The organism is Pseudomonas sp. BJP69 (genome assembly GCF_007633355.1).
In the GTDB taxonomy this organism is placed as follows: Bacteria; Pseudomonadota; Gammaproteobacteria; order Pseudomonadales; family Pseudomonadaceae; genus Aquipseudomonas; species Aquipseudomonas juntendi.
The window spans coordinates 2724856-2741835 of record NZ_CP041933.1; the positions used below are offsets into that span (position 1 = coordinate 2724856).

Annotated in this window: 27 protein-coding genes; 14 read left to right on the forward strand and 13 right to left on the reverse strand. The window is 56.5% G+C overall.

Annotated elements, in window-relative coordinates:
- The first annotated feature begins 20 nt into the window (after positions 1 to 20).
- Positions 21 to 161 carry a hypothetical protein gene (locus tag FPB55_RS26290; RefSeq protein WP_016711387.1) on the forward strand — a complete coding sequence of 47 codons (141 nt, stop codon included), beginning with the start codon at positions 21 to 23 and terminating at the stop codon, positions 159 to 161.
- Positions 162 to 188: 27 nt separating this feature from the next.
- On the opposite strand, the gene FPB55_RS12565 is transcribed toward FPB55_RS26290, so the two are convergent.
- Genes FPB55_RS12565 through FPB55_RS12575 form a run of 3 tightly spaced genes read right to left on the reverse strand, consistent with a single transcriptional unit; the run spans position 189 to position 1662 of the window.
- Positions 189 to 632, reverse strand: coding sequence for a YetF domain-containing protein (locus FPB55_RS12565; protein WP_016711386.1), 444 nt, complete (start codon positions 630 to 632; stop codon positions 189 to 191).
- A gap of 9 nt (positions 633 to 641) precedes the next feature.
- Positions 642 to 1148, reverse strand: coding sequence for a hypothetical protein (locus FPB55_RS12570; protein ID WP_029380193.1), 507 nt, complete (start codon positions 1146 to 1148; stop codon positions 642 to 644).
- Between the two features lie 10 nt (positions 1149 to 1158).
- Positions 1159 to 1662 (reverse strand): CinA family protein, encoded by a 504-nt coding sequence (locus FPB55_RS12575; protein ID WP_016711384.1) that lies wholly within the window; start codon positions 1660 to 1662, stop codon positions 1159 to 1161.
- 153 nt (positions 1663 to 1815) lie between these two features.
- On the opposite strand from FPB55_RS12575, the gene FPB55_RS26295 reads away from it, so the two are divergent.
- Positions 1816 to 1977, forward strand: a complete 162-nt coding sequence (locus FPB55_RS26295; RefSeq protein WP_162998278.1) for a hypothetical protein — start codon at positions 1816 to 1818, stop codon at positions 1975 to 1977.
- Between the two features lie 53 nt (positions 1978 to 2030).
- Here the strand turns inward: FPB55_RS26295 and FPB55_RS12580 are convergent, their stop codons facing one another.
- Positions 2031 to 2888, reverse strand: a complete 858-nt coding sequence (locus tag FPB55_RS12580; RefSeq protein ID WP_016711383.1) for an SDR family oxidoreductase — start codon at positions 2886 to 2888, stop codon at positions 2031 to 2033.
- Between the two features lie 196 nt (positions 2889 to 3084).
- Here FPB55_RS12580 and FPB55_RS12585 point away from each other — a divergent pair, with 196 nt between their 5' ends.
- From FPB55_RS12585 to FPB55_RS12610, 7 genes are all read left to right on the forward strand, one after another.
- On the forward strand, positions 3085 to 3609 hold the full coding sequence (locus FPB55_RS12585; RefSeq protein ID WP_016711382.1) for a hypothetical protein: 525 nt from the start codon (positions 3085 to 3087) through the stop codon (positions 3607 to 3609).
- A gap of 32 nt (positions 3610 to 3641) precedes the next feature.
- Positions 3642 to 4697 (forward strand): peptidase M42, encoded by a 1056-nt coding sequence (locus FPB55_RS12590; protein ID WP_016711381.1) that lies wholly within the window; start codon positions 3642 to 3644, stop codon positions 4695 to 4697.
- A gap of 103 nt (positions 4698 to 4800) precedes the next feature.
- The gene (locus tag FPB55_RS12595) at positions 4801 to 5085 is read left to right on the forward strand and encodes a DUF6555 family protein (protein ID WP_029380192.1); all 285 of its coding nucleotides are present in this window, start codon (positions 4801 to 4803) and stop codon (positions 5083 to 5085) included.
- Positions 5086 to 5130: 45 nt separating this feature from the next.
- The gene (locus FPB55_RS26300) at positions 5131 to 5289 is read left to right on the forward strand and encodes a hypothetical protein (protein ID WP_004573942.1); all 159 of its coding nucleotides are present in this window, start codon (positions 5131 to 5133) and stop codon (positions 5287 to 5289) included.
- A gap of 16 nt (positions 5290 to 5305) precedes the next feature.
- Positions 5306 to 5530 carry a DUF2188 domain-containing protein gene (locus FPB55_RS12600; RefSeq protein ID WP_004573944.1) on the forward strand — a complete coding sequence of 75 codons (225 nt, stop codon included), beginning with the start codon at positions 5306 to 5308 and terminating at the stop codon, positions 5528 to 5530.
- Entirely contained in the window at positions 5527 to 5952 is a 426-nt protein-coding gene (locus tag FPB55_RS12605; RefSeq protein ID WP_004573945.1) for a hypothetical protein, read from the forward strand. Before FPB55_RS12600 ends, FPB55_RS12605 begins: the two co-directional genes overlap by 4 nt.
- 90 nt (positions 5953 to 6042) lie before the next feature.
- Positions 6043 to 6477: a response regulator gene (locus tag FPB55_RS12610; protein ID WP_004573946.1), complete on the forward strand. Its 435-nt coding sequence runs from the start codon at positions 6043 to 6045 to the stop codon at positions 6475 to 6477.
- On the opposite strand, the gene FPB55_RS12615 is transcribed toward FPB55_RS12610, so the two are convergent.
- Positions 6474 to 6890 (reverse strand): low affinity iron permease family protein, encoded by a 417-nt coding sequence (locus FPB55_RS12615; protein WP_004573947.1) that lies wholly within the window; start codon positions 6888 to 6890, stop codon positions 6474 to 6476. The genes FPB55_RS12610 and FPB55_RS12615 overlap by 4 nt on opposite strands.
- Before the next feature lie 166 nt (positions 6891 to 7056).
- On the opposite strand from FPB55_RS12615, the gene FPB55_RS12620 reads away from it, so the two are divergent.
- A complete protein-coding gene (locus tag FPB55_RS12620) occupies positions 7057 to 8391 on the forward strand; it encodes a cation:proton antiporter (protein ID WP_004573948.1) in 1335 nt (444 codons plus the stop codon).
- Between the two features lie 15 nt (positions 8392 to 8406).
- Here FPB55_RS12620 and FPB55_RS12625 read toward each other — a convergent pair whose 3' ends face one another.
- Positions 8407 to 8787: a response regulator gene (locus FPB55_RS12625; protein WP_004573949.1), complete on the reverse strand. Its 381-nt coding sequence runs from the start codon at positions 8785 to 8787 to the stop codon at positions 8407 to 8409.
- A gap of 183 nt (positions 8788 to 8970) precedes the next feature.
- On the opposite strand from FPB55_RS12625, the gene FPB55_RS12630 reads away from it, so the two are divergent.
- Positions 8971 to 10518, forward strand: a complete 1548-nt coding sequence (locus tag FPB55_RS12630; protein WP_004573950.1) for a histidine kinase dimerization/phosphoacceptor domain -containing protein — start codon at positions 8971 to 8973, stop codon at positions 10516 to 10518.
- 376 nt (positions 10519 to 10894) lie between these two features.
- On the opposite strand, the gene FPB55_RS12635 is transcribed toward FPB55_RS12630, so the two are convergent.
- Entirely contained in the window at positions 10895 to 11113 is a 219-nt protein-coding gene (locus tag FPB55_RS12635) for a general stress protein (protein WP_004573951.1), read from the reverse strand.
- A 201-nt stretch (positions 11114 to 11314) separates the two neighbouring features.
- Complete coding sequence (locus tag FPB55_RS12640) at positions 11315 to 11713, reverse strand: response regulator (protein WP_004573952.1); 399 nt, start codon at positions 11711 to 11713, stop codon at positions 11315 to 11317.
- Positions 11714 to 11979: 266 nt separating this feature from the next.
- On the opposite strand from FPB55_RS12640, the gene FPB55_RS12645 reads away from it, so the two are divergent.
- Positions 11980 to 12258: a hypothetical protein gene (locus tag FPB55_RS12645; protein WP_004573953.1), complete on the forward strand. Its 279-nt coding sequence runs from the start codon at positions 11980 to 11982 to the stop codon at positions 12256 to 12258.
- A gap of 56 nt (positions 12259 to 12314) precedes the next feature.
- On the opposite strand, the gene FPB55_RS12650 is transcribed toward FPB55_RS12645, so the two are convergent.
- The 3 genes from FPB55_RS12650 to FPB55_RS12660 are packed head-to-tail and all read right to left on the reverse strand — an operon-like array spanning position 12315 to position 15121.
- Complete coding sequence (locus tag FPB55_RS12650) at positions 12315 to 13640, reverse strand: SDR family oxidoreductase (RefSeq protein ID WP_016711376.1); 1326 nt, start codon at positions 13638 to 13640, stop codon at positions 12315 to 12317.
- A 32-nt stretch (positions 13641 to 13672) separates the two neighbouring features.
- A complete protein-coding gene (locus tag FPB55_RS12655) occupies positions 13673 to 13906 on the reverse strand; it encodes a PLD nuclease N-terminal domain-containing protein (RefSeq protein ID WP_014859183.1) in 234 nt (77 codons plus the stop codon).
- A 12-nt stretch (positions 13907 to 13918) separates the two neighbouring features.
- Positions 13919 to 15121: a zinc-dependent alcohol dehydrogenase gene (locus FPB55_RS12660; protein WP_029886735.1), complete on the reverse strand. Its 1203-nt coding sequence runs from the start codon at positions 15119 to 15121 to the stop codon at positions 13919 to 13921.
- A 206-nt stretch (positions 15122 to 15327) separates the two neighbouring features.
- Between FPB55_RS12660 and FPB55_RS26630 the strand changes: the two genes are divergently transcribed.
- Together FPB55_RS26630 and FPB55_RS26635 are read left to right on the forward strand one after the other, a co-directional pair.
- Positions 15328 to 15810, forward strand: coding sequence for a DNA polymerase ligase N-terminal domain-containing protein (locus FPB55_RS26630; protein WP_029886734.1), 483 nt, complete (start codon positions 15328 to 15330; stop codon positions 15808 to 15810).
- A gap of 61 nt (positions 15811 to 15871) precedes the next feature.
- Complete coding sequence (locus FPB55_RS26635) at positions 15872 to 16159, forward strand: hypothetical protein (protein ID WP_029886733.1); 288 nt, start codon at positions 15872 to 15874, stop codon at positions 16157 to 16159.
- On the opposite strand, the gene FPB55_RS12675 is transcribed toward FPB55_RS26635, so the two are convergent.
- Together FPB55_RS12675 and FPB55_RS12680 are read right to left on the reverse strand one after the other, a co-directional pair.
- Positions 16156 to 16377, reverse strand: a complete 222-nt coding sequence (locus FPB55_RS12675; protein WP_080709237.1) for a DUF2061 domain-containing protein — start codon at positions 16375 to 16377, stop codon at positions 16156 to 16158. The two genes, FPB55_RS26635 and FPB55_RS12675, sit on opposite strands and share 4 nt — an antisense overlap.
- 61 nt (positions 16378 to 16438) lie before the next feature.
- Positions 16439 to 16948 carry a DUF892 family protein gene (locus tag FPB55_RS12680; protein WP_029886732.1) on the reverse strand — a complete coding sequence of 170 codons (510 nt, stop codon included), beginning with the start codon at positions 16946 to 16948 and terminating at the stop codon, positions 16439 to 16441.
- Between the last annotated feature and the right edge of the window lie 32 nt (positions 16949 to 16980).

Below are 16980 nucleotides of genomic sequence, written 5' to 3' on the forward strand. Positions count from 1 at the left end.
CTAAATGCGGCTGTTACCGAATGTCCCAAGCGCTCATTCTGGTGATGATGGAAGAGGGTCAGATTTTTGATACCGAGCGGATGCGGGCCTGGCTGGTATCCCGGCGCGAACTGATGCCCATCCCTACCATCGACCATAGCCAGGCGATATTTGCACTCTAAAAGGCCTGAGAGGTGGAGCTCCGTGCCTTATTCGGCAGGAATGATCGAAATCTTTCCATTGCGTTCGACGATAGCGAACTTTACCTGCTCAATGTTCTCGATGCCTTGGCTGTCCCGCGCTGACTCAAGGATATCGTCCTCCGTGAGTCGTGCGCGACGCATGCGGTGATGCAGGAAGCGCCCATTTTCAACAACCAGGGTAGCGTGCCCATCCAGAAACCTGGCCAAGGACTTGGAGTTGAGCTTCGCGAGTGAAAGGCCGACGTCCAAAACGATCAGCGTGGCAATTACCAGCATGGCATTGGTGAATGAAAAATCCTCGCCCAGAAGTGCCTGCTGGGTGGCTTCCCCAATGATCAGCAACAAGACGAAGTCAAAGGTCGTCAGGTCGGCCAGTGAGCGCCGTCCGGCTACGCGAAACAGCAGCATAAGTGCGACGTACATCCCGGCTGCGCGGAGGATCGAATCCATGACGCACTCCTAGGGGTAAAGGAATGTGGAGAAGTGAACGGCGCTTTCAGGGCCAGCCCTGACGCTGCCCTCTAGAGTGCCTACGTGCTCATTTCGAAGGGTCAAGTACAAGGTGGCGACCCCATCTTGCTTAGTACCCAATTGGAACAGCATGGCCTGGCCATGCGACATCGACTGTTGTGGCTCCGGTTGCAACGTCTCGATACTGGCGTCACGGAGCAATGATCCCTCGAGTTGCACCTCCACCGGCTGACCAGGGATACCCTGAACGGTGATGAAAAGGCTGTCCGTCGTGCCGCTTCGGCTGAGGCGCTGGTACTCAACCCGTACCCGTCCATTCGGGCTCACCACCTCCGCATCGCTCAATGGGCCATTACCGAACAGGCCTGCCAAGGCAAGCAATACGATGGCCACGAGCACGTACCACCCCACGCGCTCGAAGCGCCAAACACGCTGCTGCATCGGCATGTCTTCTTTAACAGGATGACGCCTGGATAGCAGTTCATCTTCCGACATGATCACCCCCTCAGGCGCGCTCACCGCGTAGCCAGCGCTGGTGATAGTGGGAAAGCCGGGTCAACCCGAACAGGGCACCTTGGCGCATGACTTCAGGCCGCTCGCCGAAGAAGCGTTGAGTGCGCGTGAAAACGGCAATTGGCTCGCCGGCGAAGGCCCACGCAAAGCACATCGTCCCCGGTGGTATCCCGGATTCGGGCGCCGGCCCGGCTATACCGGTGGTGGCGATCACCACATTCGCATCGCTGTCCCTCAAGGCGCCCAAGGCCATTTCCCAAGCTACTGCTTCGCTGGTCAGGCCGTATCGTTCGATGGTTTCGGCGCTGACCCCCAGCAGCCGCTTCTTGGCGCTGGGTGAGTAGACGACATAGCCGCTTTCCAGCACCTTTCCGGTACCCGGTACCGCCGCCAACAACGCCACAAGGCAGCCTGCAGTGCACGATTCTGCTGTGCTCAAAATCAGTTTGTTGTTTTTGAGATAGCCGAGGGCGGACAGTACAGGGTCGTTTTCCATTCCAGAATCGACTCGCTTGTTTTGCGGTGGACGCGAGCCTGGGGTAATTGGTTCATCGCCCGTGTTGCCCGCCCATCTCCTGAAGTGTCACTGACCTGAACTTTGCCCCGTAGATTGGCTTCCCTTGTTCAAAGGCAATGGGAGGAGAGCAACATGAAGAAAGTGAGCGTCAGCCAAAAAGAAGGTGCGCAGACAAGGCCGCATGGGGAAGAGGAGCGAGATAACGATGCTCATCGTCCGGATGGATCCACCGGCACATCACATGACTCGACAGCGCAAAAAACGGCCCGTGATCACGATCAGCACAAACGCTGAAACTGCCACGCAAAAAGAGAGTCAGGCTCGCCAGCACGGCGAGCCTCTTTTCACTAGAGGATCGGTTTGCCGCCAGTCACTGCGTAACGTGAGCCACTGATGTAACTGGCTTCGTCGGAGCCCAGCAGCACGTAGATCGGAGCGACCTCCACCGGTTGTCCGGGACGACCCAATGGTGTTTTGGAACCAAAGTGTGTAACCGCTTCCTCTGGCATGGTGGAAGGAATTAGAGGCGTCCAGATAGGCCCTGGCGCAACGCTGTTGACCCGAATACCTTTCTTGCCTAGCAACTGAGCCAGGCCAGCAGTGAAGTTGGCAATGGCCCCCTTGGTCGTGGCATAAGCCAGCAGGCTGGGGGATGGATCGTCGGAATTGACCGAGCTCGTATTGATAATCGAACTGCCCTTGGGCATGGAAGGCAGGGCCGCCTGGCAAATACGGAAGATGGCGGTGATGTTGGTATCGAAAGTCTTCACCCATTCGTCATCGTCGATTTCCTCCAGGGTTTCGTGGGACATCTGGAACGCCGCGTTGTTGACCAGGATGTCGATACGCCCGAACTGGCTAACGGTCTTTTCGACGATGTCGTAGCAGTGCTGTTTCTGCGCCAGGTCTCCGGGCAACAGCAGGCATTGACGGCCTGCGGACTCAACCCAGCGCGCGGTTTCTTGCGCGTCTTCATGCTCATTCAGATAAGCGATGGCGACGTCGGCGCCTTCACGGGCATAGGCAATCGCCACTGCCCGCCCGATGCCGCTGTCTGCTCCGGTGATGAGTGCAACCTTGCCTTCGAGGCGATTGTGGCCGGTATACGACTGCTCACCACAATCCGGGTAGGGCTCCATCTTGCGCTGTGAGCCAGGGACATTTTGAGGCTGCGAAGGGAAGGGCGGGGTAGGGAAGTCTCGCATGGTAGAAGCTCCTGCAGTTGAGAACGTTCATACCGGTTCGAAAGGCCCTGCCTCCTCGTGTTGGTTTCAATCTGCGGTTGGTACGACGAGCGGTGCGGGATATCAATCCAATTGAATTCCATGCCCCATCGCCTGTTCTACCGGACTCAGCTCCAGTCTCATCTCTTCGCTCGGAGCCCAATATCCGGAGTAGCGAGTGCCTCGAATCATTACCCCAACGACCCCTGAGCACGAGATCAGCGAGCACAATGCCAGGATGTTTGGCTCTCCTAAGGAGCGTCTGGATTTTTACCGGCGTGAGATCCAGTACGAAACCAGCATCCTGGCCAACCGCACGGATGCCTACCTGGCGGCTCAGTCATTCCTGGTCATCGCCTTCGTTTCCTCCATGGGGAACCTCAATCAAGGATGGGGCGAGATGTTCACACTGATCGTGCCCGCTTTCCTCGCCTTGCTCGGGGTACTGAGCTCGCTCAACGCCTGGCCTGGCATTCGGGCGGCCTACAACATCATCGATCACTGGCAGCTCAAACAGAGCCACCTACTGCGCAGCGAGCCGTTGATGGGGTTGGCTTACGACGAGCCGCCGCTTTTCTGTGAGGCGGAAACCTCGCGTGCAGGGCATCGAAAGTCATTGCTGTTCTCGCTACGGACGCCGTGGATCTTTCTGGTGTTCTGGGTGTTACTGGGTAGCTACTCGGTTTACATCCAGCTGGCCTGAACACGTCTGCGTGCGAACATGGGGGTAACATTTTGAAGACTGAGGCATTACTGACCGAGCTCCTCAACGCCCGAGGGCCGGGCGGACAAGAAGATGAAGTACGGGCCATTTGTCTGCGCGAGCTGCGCCTATTCTGTGATGACACGCACATCGACCCTGCTGGCAATGTGGTGGGGGTAATTCGTGGGGGCCGCGCTGGTAGCCCAGAGGCAGCCATACGCGTTATGGCCCATCTCGATGAGATCGCGATGATCGTCAAAAATGTGCTGGAGAACGGCACCCTGGAGGTGCTCGCTCTAGGGGGGGCGCAACCGATAAGCTTCGGCGTGTGCCCTGTCGATATCCTGGGCGATGAACACATCCTGCCGGGTGTTTTGTCCTACGGTTCAATGCACAACAGCGGTCGTACTTCGAATGGAAGAGACGTGTTGGCAGGAAATGTTCAGTGGAAAGATGTCTATATCGTCACGCGCAAGAGCAAGTCAGAGCTCCAGAAGCTTGGCGTTCGGCCTGGTACTCGAGTCGTGCTGAGTCAGCACTGGCGTAAGCCCTTCAAGGTACATGACTGTATTGCCGCTCACTTCCTCGACGACCGAGCTCCGCTGAGCGCTGTCATTCTCTGTGCGAAGCTACTGAGTGAACGGCGAGAGAAACTGAAGCAAGACGTTTGGTTCGTGCTTACGACGCTGGAGGAAGAGTCGAATGCCGGCGCCATGTACGCAGCTTCCCGGCTGCCCGGCGACACCACAATCGCTGTCGAGGTCGGCCCTGTACTTGAGGAATATGGCACGGAGCTTTCGGCCAATCCGATCATCAATACCGGCGACCAGAAGGGATACTACAGCCGCACCGTGGTGCAGGGCCTGATCGCCGCTGGCCTAAAGGCCGGTTTTAAGCCCCAGTCGGCATTGCTCGTCGATTTTGCATCCGATGCAAGCGCGGTGATGAGCGCCGGGATCGATGCCCGGGCTGGTTGCATTGCGATACCCACCGAGAATACCCATGGCTTCGAAATGGTGCTTCTGGAGGGGATTACGGCCTGCGCTGAGACCTTGTTCGAATTTCTTACAGGTAGTCAGGACACATAGCCCCGGCGCGTCGACTATGCGCAGTGGCTTACCACCTGCCATTTCGATGGAATTATTTCTTCCTTGGTTTGCTCAATAACGCATGACTAGGGAGGGAATTCTGGTGATCGGACAGCAACTCTATGTAATTGAGTACGAGCTTCACAGTGAGCCTCGGACATTCATTATCCGTCTGGAGAAAATGGACAACGGCGCCGCATGGCACTGGGCCAGCTGTGATGCCGGCGTGGGCATCATTCCGCGTTTCAGTCAGCAGAACATCAAACTGGTCAGTCGCCCGATGGCTGAGCGGTATGGCATTGCCAAGGTGAAGTGGAGGCTGGCTGGAGAGGGCCCCGAATTCGTTCCGCAACCTATCGATGTCGGCAAATTCTCAGGTGCTACCTAAGGGGCCTGAGACCGGTATTCCATCAACGTGCCTGGAGGTGTTGCCATGCAGCCTAAAACCGAAGGCTCTGAAGAAAAAGGCCCAAGCGACGTGCCTTTCATTAACGATCCGGAAAAGCCCACGTCGCCGCCACTGAATGACGCTGATGCCACGGATGCGGCTGAGCCTGAAGAAGACCTTCAGGACGATGGCCAATCCCTTTAGAGAGGAGAACCAGCTGATGGATAGTTATCACCTCAGCCCGACTTCGGATGGCTGGGAATTGAAGAAAGTCGGTGCTGAGCGAGCCTCAAAACGAGCCGCCACGAAGCAGGAGCTTGTCAGTGTCCTTGCAGATGTCTTCGAGGATAAGACGGCGTCCGTGAAGATCCACAAAGCGGACGGCACTCTCGAGGAGGAACGCACCTATCCACGTTCAGCTGACCCGCGCCGTAGCAAAGGTTGAAGACTATAACTGCCTGTGACCTCGACATTGAGGTCACGGATGCCCTTGGCGTGTTCAGATGGTTGTTGGCCAGCTTTCTCATGGGGAAGCGCATCCGCGCCACCGTAGCAGTGCAGGCGTACCGGACGCTTGTCGATCAGCAGGGCCTGGATACGCCGATTAAGCTTGCCCAGACTTCTCATTCCACGCTGGTCAAACTCCTCGGCCAGGCCGGCTATGCGCGCTACGATGAATCCACTGCCCGACGACTGCATGATCTTGGCAACAAGGTAGAAGTGGAACTGGTTGCCCAACTTGAGGCACTGCAGGAGGGGTCAGATGCTGAGGGATTTAAGCGCTGGCTACTGAGTTTAGAGGGCGTAGGCCCAAAGACCGTGGAGATTTTCATGCGTGAAGGCTTGTCCCATTTGACGAAGTTGTAAGGCCATTGAGTTTGGTGGCCTTTAGCCCCCATCGACGCATGTCCGGAAGAGTGAAACACTCGACCATTGGATTACGTACTGGAGAGGGTGATGAAGCTCGACATTGAGGGTTTGTCGCTGTCAGGGAAGACAGTAGTTGTCGTAGAGGATGATCCAACGCTTCAAGCCCTTCTGGTGGAAATCCTGATCGAGTTGGGCGCCACCTGCGATGCGTTCGATAACTCAGAAGATGCTTTGATTCACTTGATGGGACTCAAGAGCGACTGCTCGTTGATCGTTGTCGATCACGGTGTTCCGGGAAGCATCAAAGGTATGGAATTCATCTCCATGGCACACGAAAGGTGGCCTGGGCTACCCGCCATTCTGACCTCGGGCTATCAGCTGGATGCTTCTCAGGTCACACCACCTGTTACCTACCTCTTCAAGCCGTGGTCGATAGAGGAGCTCGCTCAAGCTATTGACCAAGCGCTTCCCCCTGCAGACGTACCTTCAACTCTTCTGCTGGGCCACCAACAAGGTCTCTAGCGCTGTAGGTTATCCCGAGCCACATCGTCCGTCTGATGCTCAGCAGGCGCCTGATGTTGGGGATCACATTCGCTGCCCATCGCCTGATATTGCTTGCGAAGTTTATGGATTTCCCGGTTATCGAGCGCTTCGAGATCCAATACCGACTGCTCCGCAGATTTCGTAGCGCGAATCAGTTCGTCGAGCTTCACGTGGATGATGTCGTTATCCCGGTTCTGGGTGTTCTGGATCAGGAAAACCATCAGAAATGTGATGATGGTGGTCGACGTGTTGACGATAAGTTGCCAGGTATCATTGTAGTGAAACCAGGGCCCAGAGGCCGCCCAAATGGCAATCAACACCACGGCGATCAAGAAGGTGCTCGGCTTACCGGCGTGGTTGGCGAGCCATTGGCAGAACTGGGCGAATTTCATGACGTAATCTCCACTGCGATCTATAGGGTTTGACCGCAGTGGAGCGCTGAAATCTTTTTTTACATTTCACCGAGGTATTGGGTGAGCCCACCAAGCGCAGCGGAACGACGTGGCCTGCCGGAAAGTCAAAAAAATACTCGAAAACTTTCCCAAGGCTTCTGCACAGATGACCTTCATCGTCTGGTTCGCCATGCTGGGCGCAGTCTTGCTGCTGCTCGCACTCTCATCCTCCTACCTACGCTGGATCCCTGTGACCTCGTCTGTAGTGTGCCTTGCCCTGGGCATAGTCCTGGGGACATCGGGGCTGGGTTTTCTTCAACTGGACGTGAGCAAGTCGAGCGAGTGGATGGAGCACCTCACAGAAGTCGCGGTGTTGTTTTCGCTGTTCTTCAGTGGTTTGAAATTGCGCCTGCCCTTGCACAACCGCCGTTGGTGCAGCGCCTTTTTTCTAGCCGGGCCGGTGATGTTGCTCTGCATCGGTGGGGTAACGCTGGTGCTGCACTACGGCCTGAACTTGGGGTGGGGCGTCTCGCTACTGATCGGAGCGATCCTCGCACCCACTGACCCCGTGCTCGCAACCCTGGTGCAGGTGGTTGATGCCCGGGACGATGATCTTGTCCGTTTCAGCTTGTCGGGTGAGGCAGGGCTCAACGACGGCGTGGCGTTTCCCTTCGTCATGCTTGGACTGTTCCTGCAACAGGACAATGGCCAGACTTGGTTCAGTGACTGGTTGCTCAAGGACATGCTGTGGGCAGTAACCGCAGGTCTAGTGCTTGGCTACTGGATGGGGCGCGGCCTGGGCAAGCTCACGCTGTTCTTGCGTCTGCGCAACGACGACAGCACCGTCTCGCCCAATGACTATCTGGCCCTTGCCCTGATTGCGTTGGCATACGTGAGCGCCGAGTCGATACAGGCTTATGGGTTCCTCGCGGTGTTCGCTGCGGGACTTGGTTTACGTCAGGCGGAGGTGCAGACCGCCAATAGCCCTGAAGCGCCGGCTGCTGAACATTTGGTACAGCCTGTGGTAGGTCACCAGCACGTGGCACCGGAGCTAGCAGTCAAAGGCGATCTGAAAGGGCTCGACGACTCGCAGGTAGCAGCGGGGATCATGTTGGGTGACATGTTGGCGTTCGGTAGCCTGATCGAACGGGCAATGGAAGTATTTCTGGTGACCCTGCTCGGGGTAGTGCTCATTGAGCATTGGGACTGGCGGGCAGTGCTTGTTGCCGGTGCTTTGTTTTTTGTCATTCGCCCCATCAGCATCCTGCTGTTCCCGGCTCGAGGAATGCTGGATATCCGCCAGCGTGGACTTTTAGGGTGGTTTGGCATCCGAGGTATCGGCAGCTTCTACTACCTGTTCTATGCCCTCAATCATGGGCTGCTTCCCACCTTGGCCGCGCAAAGCATCAACCTGGTGCTGTCCGTGGTGGCGTTGAGCATTCTGCTGCATGGGTTGAGCGTTCAACCGCTGCTAGCCAAATACGAAGCATGGAAGGGATAGGCAGTGTTCTTTGGATCAGGTTTCAACTTGCGGCGGGAGCGTTACTAATTTGTTGATCAGCGAGGCGAGATCAGAAATCTCCCAAGGTTTGGGGAGAAATGCTGTCCGAGCAGGCAGCAAACCGGTGTCGATTATTGCGTCGCCCGAAGTCAGAATCACTGGCAGGGTAGGCCATCGACGCCAAATCTCGTGTGCAAGGCCTAAACCGTCCATGCTTCCAGGCATATGGATATCGGTCATCACCAAGCTAGGGACTTCCTTATTGCAAAGGTAATGCAACGCCTCGTCAGCATTTGCGCAGCACGTCATAGCAACGGCGTAGAGTGACGAGAGGCTCTCGGCAGTTAGGTCTCTTAGGAGGTCGTCGTCTTCCACAATGAGGATGGTTTTCGGCATGTAGGGTTTGCTCGCGGGTCATATGCATTAGGGCTCTGGGCCTCTACGCCGTTGCTACTGGGCGATGAGTGGTGCGCTAGGCGCCGTCATGGATTAGCGGCTATGGTAGGAAAGCGGTAAGCGAACCGCCTGTACGCCCTGAAAGGATTCTGGGCGTTTCCCGTTAATCCGGAAGGGAAGACTATGCAGCAGCTACCAGTGGACGAAACAATCCGAGCGGCCTTGAAAAAGACTCATACGCGCTTGCACCGCCAACATGAGCTCGTGGTCGAGTTTGGCGTAATGTCCCTGAAGGCTGCGGACTTGGATCTGTTGCTGACCCGTGCATGTGAAGTAGTCGCTGAAGGAATGTGCACTCGTTTTTCCAAGGTGCTCCAGCCAGCAGAGGACGGGGAAGGGTTTGTTCTGACCCATGGCGTTGGCTGGGATGCTTCTGACATCGGGCGGGCAACCGTGGGCGGCGATGTGGCTAGTCCCGCAGGCTATGCATTGGCCACCTATAGGCCCGTACTCTCGAATCATTTGGGTATGGAAAATCGCTTTCGAACGCCGGAACTGCTCAAAAAATATGGAATCGAGCGGGCCATCAATGTCCCGATCCGGGGTGTGCTCAGCCCGTTTGGTGTACTGGAAGCCGACAGCAGCAACGGGGACGATTTCGTAGAGAGCGATCTGGTATTTCTGGAAGGCATCTCGAACGTCATTTCCATGGCTGTCGAAAGAATATCTGCAGGCGTGGATGTTCCAGTTCCCGACCCTTATTCCGAGACCATTCTGAACGCAAGCCCTGACTGGGTGGATATCCTGGCCCCGAGCGGCGAGATCGAGTTCATGAATGAAGCCGGGCTGAAATTCCTGGATACCCAACTGACCAGTGTTAAAGGTCAGCGATGGTATGACTTGTGGCCTGAGGAGTCGCGATCACTTGTTTGGGAGGCGGTAGCTAAAGTTAGCGCTGGCGAAACCATGAGGTTCGAATCGTACTGCCCAATCGCTCCCGATGAACCCAAATGGTGGGACGTGACTGTGGCGCCAATCATGGGCACGGATGGTCAGGTCGAACGGATCATAGCGGTATCACGGGATATCACTGAACGGCACCAGTACGAAGCTCAGCTGCTCTCTCTCATTGAGGCGCAGAACAGCAGGCAAAATCGAAGCGACCTTTATCTCGAAGAAATCCATCATCGCGTCAAAAATAGCCTCCACCTTGTAAACACCCTGCTGTTACTTCAAGCCAATCTCACGCCAGATGCGGCTGTTAAGTTGCAGCTCGAAACTGCCGCAGGGCGAGTGGTGACCATTGCCAGTGTTCACGAGAGACTATACCAGGCCGCCGAAGACCAAGAAGTACGCGCTCGCGATTACCTAAGTGCCCTGTTGGGTGATCTGGGCAAGGCTTTGGCCGACCGGCAAATTCTGTTGGAGGCTGACGACTTCGTCCTGCCACCTGAAAGAATGGCTCCCTTGGGGTTAGTGATCTCTGAGTTGATCACCAACTCCCTTAAGTACGGCAAAGGATCCATAGAAGTGATCGTCAAGCATGCCGGCGATCATGCTCAGCTCACCGTCAGGGATGAGGGCGACGGCTTTCCTGATAATTATCCTAAGCCGACAGGTACGGGGCTTGGCATGCGATTGGTCAAAAGCTATTCCGGCTACGGTAGCGCGGCAGTGGTGGTTGATCGGCAGGATAGTAAAAGTTGTATCCATGTACGCTTCAAACTCTAGGCGCGCCTGCGCACACCGATGGCACTTAGCCAAATGCGTATAGTCGTAATCAGGCTGATTCGAGACCTGGAATCATCATTGGAGGAGTAGGGGATGCGTAACTGGGGATGGCTGATGACTGCGGTAGGCTACGCTGGGCTTTCAGGAATGTTAGCCATAATCGGCGCTGCGGTTTCAGGGTTTCATAACCTCACTAGCCAGATGCTAGGGGTGAGCCTATTGCTAGCGGCAGCGTCATTGGCGCTGGTGCTTGTTGGTGGTCGTCTTCGAGCGAGAAGCAAACCCTTGTTGCCCATTTCGCTGTCTCCTTAAGACCGCTTTCATTTTCTCAAAAAGTGGCCAGAGTGCCAGGCACCCCGGCCAGCCTCATTTCAAGTTACCGGTTTTCGCTACCGCGCCCGCCGCCGTGGCTGTTTTGACCGCCTTTACGGCCTGCCTCTGAGGCGCGCTCACGGTCGTTGGCAAAATTGCCGCCTGAACTCTGCCCGCCTTTGCGACCTGCCTCCGACGCTTTCTCGCGATCATTGGCAAAATTGCCAGGATTGTTCTGAGCAGTACCACCTTGATGGCCACGATTGGTTTGGTTGTTAGCCATGATCTTTCACCTCATGTCGTCACACAGGAAAGTCTGTGTTCAACTCGGACGTCGGGGCGTGGGGTGTTTACTCCGTGGGTTCTTGCCGAGGCCGACGGGTTGCGCGAAAGAACTGGTGCAGGCGTGTGTGGCGTCCTTAAGCTTTGTTCGCGAACGTTTGGGAAGGATCAAGCTCGCATCCCGTCTGCAGACGCCGAATTTTCAGCCTCCGCCGGCGTGGTTAAGCTGAGCGCAGAGCAGTTCCTGGAGCTGGGTTATTGGCCACGGCTTAGGAAGGAACCGGGCACCTGGCGGCAACACTCTCCCTGCAAATTCGTAGTATCCGCTCATGACAATGATGCGCGTCTGAGGTTTTTGCTGGCTTGCCATCCAGGCAAGATCGACCCCATTGAGTGAACCAGGCGTTTGCACATCCGTTATCAGCAGCGTCCAATTTTGCTTCCTCAACGCCTCATTGCCGTCATCGGCAGTCGCCACCGCTGTCACCATGGCCCCCCATTCTTCCAGGTACAGGGTCAAAAGCTCTCGAATCATGGGTTCGTCCTCAACGATGAGAACAGTTGGGCGAATTATCTTCGCAGCGGAAAGCAGCTCTTTCATATGGGTACTCGGACATGCGGCTGCAGGAAGGGAGGGACATCCAGGTCTGCTTGCTTTCTTCCAGCAAGACGTAGCAGCGCGCCATCACTACGACATCGCCAGCGTTCAAGAAATTCACTCCAACTTGAGTCAGTGCCGTCCATACCCATCCGTGAGCGGAACCATAACGGGGCGACCTTCTGGACACATCGACGCCGCTGACACCGCTTTACTGAACCTCTGGAATCTTCGTGACTCAACCCTCCATCAGCGTGTGAGGCCTCCTGATGCGAACGTTCGAGAAAAACCTCTCTGCCGCCCAATTGCTGAAGCTCAACTGTCTGGCAGACTGGTACCGCGTGCTGAAAAGCAGGGCCTTCCGAATGGATTCGCCAGACGAATATCATGACGAATTGCTTCGCCAGGCCGATGAGATGGATCGTCGAGGGATTATCTGCTGGCAGGAATGGCGCGATCTTCGTCTGGAGGCTGACGCTGCTTACTTGAGAGCGGTAGCAGGGGAGGACTATCGCCCGGTTAATCCCACGAGCTCGTCAGCAAAGTAGGGATCGAACGTGATCTCGCAATGAAACCATGCTCATTCTCGGTACGCAGACCTCCTCTAGCTATCCCTGCGTCGTGAATGTGTGAGTGTAAAACCTACAAGGATTCCCAGCGCCGCTGCGCCGATCAGCAGCGGCGTTTTGTCTTTCGGCTTTCTCCAGCCTCCGTCGATACCCCTCCGGCCACTTGGAGGATCAAAGAGGTTGCCTGATGATGCTTCGGCTATGGGGCTGCGATTTATCCCCCAGCGCGTCAGCCTTCCTGACAACAGAGGCAGGCCTGGTATCAGGTAGCTGGCCAAATGCGCGAGGCGCGCCGCAGCGCCAACCGTGGTGTGAGCACGAGGCAAGATTGCGCAGGCCACCATAGCCTTTGCCACCATCTCGGGATCGTATACGGGGCCTGGCGGTGTCAGCGTATGTCCGGTGTAGTTGCCACCGTCTCGGAAGCCAGGTGTGTCCATGACTGCTGGATAGATATCGCAGACATGGATGTTGGGATATTCAGTCAGCTCGCCTCGCAATGCCTCGGTCAGTCCACGTAAGCCGAATTTGCTCGCCGAATAAGCGGCGGCGTAGGGCTGGGCCACCCAGCTGCCCAGCGACAGCGTGTTGATCAGAATGCCGCTGCCCTGTGCCTTGAAGAAGGGAAGGGCGACGTAGGCACCTAGCAGGTAACCGATCAGGTCAGTCTGGATGACCTGCTCGTGCGCCTCCAACGGCGTTTCTTCGAAATTGCCGACCGCGCCGACCCCGGCATTGTTGACCCAGATATCGATCCGTCCATGTCCAAAGTCTGCGGCCTGAACGGCAAGCGCTTGAACTTGGTCGCTGTGGGTAACGTCGGTCGTGATCGCTATGGCATCCGTACCGCAATCGGTGCATTCATCCAGCACGTCGAACAACGCCTCTTCATCGCGTGCGGCGAGTACCAGGCGAGCACCTTTGCACGCAAAGGCATGCGCGGCGGCTCGGCCTATGCCGCTGGATGCGCCGGTGATGACCACGACCTTGCCGCGCAGAGGCCCTTTGAGCGGAGCGCCACGGACAGGCGCTTCTCGTTGCGCACCCGAGGCGCTGAGGTCAAGGGGGGCAACGGTTTCGCTGGCCTCGATCCGCGAGAGCTCAAGAGAGGTGCCATCGATCAGGGTCAACGTCAGCCCTTCCACCGTGCCTGCCTCCCGGTTTGGAAATACGGGCTCACCTTCGGCATCCAGGCTGTCGTAGATGAAGCGCGTACCTTCGAGCCAGCCCACGGCGGTGAGAAGTTCAGGGCCGAGATAATACTTCCCGTCTTGAAAGAAGCCTGGAAACTGATGAGCGCGCTCCACGTTTTCCACGCGATAGCGTTCGCCTGATTTCATGCCTGTCGCTTGATCGATCATGTTGAAACCCCTGTAAGTGGAGCTCGGAGATGTCAGCCTTTGCTGTGCTCGTCGGAAGTGGGCCCGGTACCTCGCTTGATACCGCGCGGGCCAGCAACGCCCCAGATACCCAGGCCAACCAGCGGTAGCGCGACGATCAGCAGGGCCCAGGCCGCTTTCACTGCATCTGACTTGTCGCTTCTGAATACGCTGACGATGGCCCATAGATCGATGAGCAAGAGGATTGCCGCCACGGCAATCCAGAAGTAGCTGGCGAGACCGTTCATGTGCTTGCCTCCTTACACGTAGTCAGGGCCCAAGGTGCCTGCTGCCGCGCCTGGCACGAGGATGACCTTGCGGCAGTTGTCCTGCTTCTGATCGAACATCTTGTAGCCCATGGCCGCTTCTTCGAGGGCCAGGCGGTGGGTGACGATCAGCTCTGGTTGCAGGCGACCTGCTTCGATGTGTTCAAGACGTTCAGGCAAGTATTTCTGCACATGGGTCTGGCCCATTTTGAAGGTGAGCCCCTTGTCGAAGGCATCGCCGAACATGAAGGCGTGGATGAAGCCGGCGTACACACCTGGAACGCTGACAATCCCACCGCGTCGCACCGCAGCAATGCTCTGGCGCAGCGCCTTGCCACTGCTGCCTTCGATCTTCAGCGCCGTCATCACCGTTTCGGCAGTGCTGCCTTTCGCCTCGAAACCGACCGCATCGATCACCGCATCGACGCCGCGCATGCCTGGCGTCTGGCGGATGATGCTGTCGGCGGGATCGTCGTCTTGCTCGAAGTTGATCGGTATGACCCCGTAGGCCTCTCGTGCGTAGGCCAGGCGATAATCGTTGTCGTCGACCATGAAGATGGTCTGAGCGCCGAGCATTCGCGCACAGGCGGCGCTCAGCAAGCCCACCGGCCCGGCGCCGTAGATCGCCACCGATGACCCTTGGCCTATTTCGGCATTGATGACCGCCTGCCAAGCGGTCGGCAGGATGTCCGAGAGGAACAGCACCTTGTCGTCGGCCAGCGCGGTGGGCACTTTGAACGGGCCGACGTTGCCCTTGGGCACCCTGACGTAGTCCGCTTGGCCGCCAGGGATACCGCCATAGAGATGGCTGTATCCGAACAAAGCGGCGCCCGGTGGAATGCCCTTCTTGTTGATGATCGAGCCACGACCTGTGTTGGTGGTTTCGCAGGCAGCGAACAGATCGTGCTGACAGAAGAAGCAGCTGCCGCAAGCGATCACAAAGGGAATCACCACGCGGTCGCCGATCTGGAGATTAGTGACTGCATTCCCGGTGTCCTCGACGATGCCCATGAACTCATGGCCGAAGATATCGCCGGCTTCGGTTTCTGGGATTTTGCCTCGGTAGAGATGCAAGTCGGAGCCGCAAATGGCTGTGGCGGTGACCCTGAGGATGATGTCGTCTTCTTGCTCGATGATGGGATCTGGAACGTTATCGACCCTGACGTCGTGTGCTCCGTGGTAGGTCAGTGCTCTCATAAGGTCAGCTCCTGCAGGCGTTTTTCCGTGATAGGTATGCAGGGGAAGCCATGACAGATGGCAAAGTTCAGCCGAACAAGTCCGGTGGTACTTAAAACTCATTCGCGACGCCCACATTTCAAGCTGAACATTCCTGACCACACCGGTATCAGAACGATCTGAGCCCGTGCCACAAGAGCCAGGCCGATTAAACGAGGGGCGTGGCGATGGACGACACGATGTTGGCATACATGGTGTTCGCTGCCTCACATCCTGAGGCGCTTTCGCAGGTACAAGTGCTTACAGAAGCGGAGGCATTGGAGGCTGGCGAAGCACTCCCAGATCTGCGTGAAACCATGGCCGTACAGATCCTCAGTGCTGAAGCCAAGGCTCAGCGTAAAACCCTGGCCACGCTCGTTGAGGTGATTTTGGGCAAGGCCGTCATCGAGCCCGATGCGCCATCCACTAACCATGTCTCCAGCCTTGAGAAATACAACCGGATGCGAGATTTCGACGCGTCACCGGAGCCGTCTGGAAATCGTAAGCAGTCGAGCAGGAAGATTCAGGCCTTACAATTCTGCGTCCAGAAGCATGACGCCACACGGCTGCATTACGACTTCCGCTCGGAGCTCGATGGCACGTTGAAGAGTTGGGCGACCGTTACCGGCTGTCCGAAAAGCGTCGTTGTCGGAAATTGGCGCTCGCGTTGATGGGCTGCTCCGCTAAGGTCAGGTGATGTCTAAATGATACTAAAGTCATAGGATGGCTGACATGCGAATACGTGGTGATGTTTTCTGGAAGTGGGCTGACCCTGTGCTTCCCCATCGTAGCCATGATGAGACACTGGACAACGGAACGGTTATTGACGTACAGACGAGATTGTCGCGAACCGGGGCTACCCAGGTTTTTATCGGCGTCTATGCGGCCACTGGGATGCCACTCCACGAAGAAGCATTTGATGCTAGGCCAGGAGAATCGATGACCCGTGCACTGGCCTGGGGTGTAGGACGGGCCAGAAGGATTGCCAGTGATCCGCGCAGTAAAGTTGTTAATTATTAGCTCTGAAGACGTTGCCACACCTTTTCGTGGAAATAAAAGGCAACGGTATTACAAGCCGGCTCAATGATCGCAATCAGTCCGCCCGTCAATACAGAGCCGGTGAGTAGGTAGGCGACGGTAAAGGCTATCGAGAAGTGTAAGACGCTAAAGCTCAACGTCTTCCATAGCGGCCCTTTAAGGCGGGAATGGCAGCAGTTGATATCGGAAAAGTCTTTCATATCGATTGGAGGCCCAACGGAAAGTAATGAGCCGTATCAACGCGATACGGCCTTTTCGAAATCAGCGTTTCGCTTCAACATCCGGAGTTGCAGAACGAGAAAGGAAGGCTTGTGTGATTTCTGGCAAATGCTCACCCAGCCATTTCGCCATGGCGATCTCTTCTTTCAGGATCGAACGGCACGCATCTGCCGTCAGCTCGTCGCCCGCGAATGTAGCCGCTTCTACGAGCACCGTGTAGGAAGCGATCTCTACATTCTCGAACACGTAGCCAGCCATGGCGCCCTTGACCACTTCGTCGCTCATCGCCATGCCGCCAACAGCTTGGCCAAACGCCATGAGTTTGCCGGCCATGTCTTTCAGTTTCGATGTGCTTCCGCCAAGGCGCTCGATGCACTCCACTAGCCGACGCTGCTGTCCTTCGGTTTCTGCAATGTGCTGAACAATTCGCTCGCGAAGTTTGGGATAGTGCTCAAGTCGCTCTGCTTGCCCCTTCAGCATTGTCTCAGCTTGCTGTTCCATTGCGTGAGCATCACGCAGCCAATCCAGTAAGTTCTCGGTTGGAGTCGCCATGGTCAAATATCCTTTGTGAGGGAATTATTGGG

Excerpts from the sequence above, each read along its gene's own strand:
- FPB55_RS26290 (WP_016711387.1), top strand. The coding sequence starts at position 21 with ATGTCCCAAGCGCTCATTCTGGTGATGATGGAAGAGGGTCAGATTTTT.
- FPB55_RS12565 (WP_016711386.1), bottom strand. The coding sequence starts at position 632 with ATGGATTCGATCCTCCGCGCAGCCGGGATGTACGTCGCACTTATGCTG.
- FPB55_RS12570 (WP_029380193.1), bottom strand. The coding sequence starts at position 1,148 with ATGTCGGAAGATGAACTGCTATCCAGGCGTCATCCTGTTAAAGAAGAC.
- FPB55_RS12575 (WP_016711384.1), bottom strand. The coding sequence starts at position 1,662 with ATGGAAAACGACCCTGTACTGTCCGCCCTCGGCTATCTCAAAAACAAC.
- FPB55_RS26295 (WP_162998278.1), top strand. The coding sequence starts at position 1,816 with ATGAAGAAAGTGAGCGTCAGCCAAAAAGAAGGTGCGCAGACAAGGCCG.
- FPB55_RS12580 (WP_016711383.1), bottom strand. The coding sequence starts at position 2,888 with ATGCGAGACTTCCCTACCCCGCCCTTCCCTTCGCAGCCTCAAAATGTC.
- FPB55_RS26300 (WP_004573942.1), top strand. The coding sequence starts at position 5,131 with ATGCAGCCTAAAACCGAAGGCTCTGAAGAAAAAGGCCCAAGCGACGTG.
- FPB55_RS12600 (WP_004573944.1), top strand. The coding sequence starts at position 5,306 with ATGGATAGTTATCACCTCAGCCCGACTTCGGATGGCTGGGAATTGAAG.
- FPB55_RS12610 (WP_004573946.1), top strand. The coding sequence starts at position 6,043 with ATGAAGCTCGACATTGAGGGTTTGTCGCTGTCAGGGAAGACAGTAGTT.
- FPB55_RS12615 (WP_004573947.1), bottom strand. The coding sequence starts at position 6,890 with ATGAAATTCGCCCAGTTCTGCCAATGGCTCGCCAACCACGCCGGTAAG.
- FPB55_RS12620 (WP_004573948.1), top strand. The coding sequence starts at position 7,057 with ATGACCTTCATCGTCTGGTTCGCCATGCTGGGCGCAGTCTTGCTGCTG.
- FPB55_RS12625 (WP_004573949.1), bottom strand. The coding sequence starts at position 8,787 with ATGCCGAAAACCATCCTCATTGTGGAAGACGACGACCTCCTAAGAGAC.
- FPB55_RS12630 (WP_004573950.1), top strand. The coding sequence starts at position 8,971 with ATGCAGCAGCTACCAGTGGACGAAACAATCCGAGCGGCCTTGAAAAAG.
- FPB55_RS12635 (WP_004573951.1), bottom strand. The coding sequence starts at position 11,113 with ATGGCTAACAACCAAACCAATCGTGGCCATCAAGGTGGTACTGCTCAG.
- FPB55_RS12640 (WP_004573952.1), bottom strand. The coding sequence starts at position 11,713 with ATGAAAGAGCTGCTTTCCGCTGCGAAGATAATTCGCCCAACTGTTCTC.
- FPB55_RS12645 (WP_004573953.1), top strand. The coding sequence starts at position 11,980 with ATGCGAACGTTCGAGAAAAACCTCTCTGCCGCCCAATTGCTGAAGCTC.
- FPB55_RS12650 (WP_016711376.1), bottom strand. The coding sequence starts at position 13,640 with ATGATCGATCAAGCGACAGGCATGAAATCAGGCGAACGCTATCGCGTG.
- FPB55_RS12655 (WP_014859183.1), bottom strand. The coding sequence starts at position 13,906 with ATGAACGGTCTCGCCAGCTACTTCTGGATTGCCGTGGCGGCAATCCTC.
- FPB55_RS12660 (WP_029886735.1), bottom strand. The coding sequence starts at position 15,121 with ATGAGAGCACTGACCTACCACGGAGCACACGACGTCAGGGTCGATAAC.
- FPB55_RS26630 (WP_029886734.1), top strand. The coding sequence starts at position 15,328 with ATGGACGACACGATGTTGGCATACATGGTGTTCGCTGCCTCACATCCT.
- FPB55_RS26635 (WP_029886733.1), top strand. The coding sequence starts at position 15,872 with ATGCGAATACGTGGTGATGTTTTCTGGAAGTGGGCTGACCCTGTGCTT.
- FPB55_RS12675 (WP_080709237.1), bottom strand. The coding sequence starts at position 16,377 with ATGAAAGACTTTTCCGATATCAACTGCTGCCATTCCCGCCTTAAAGGG.
- FPB55_RS12680 (WP_029886732.1), bottom strand. The coding sequence starts at position 16,948 with ATGGCGACTCCAACCGAGAACTTACTGGATTGGCTGCGTGATGCTCAC.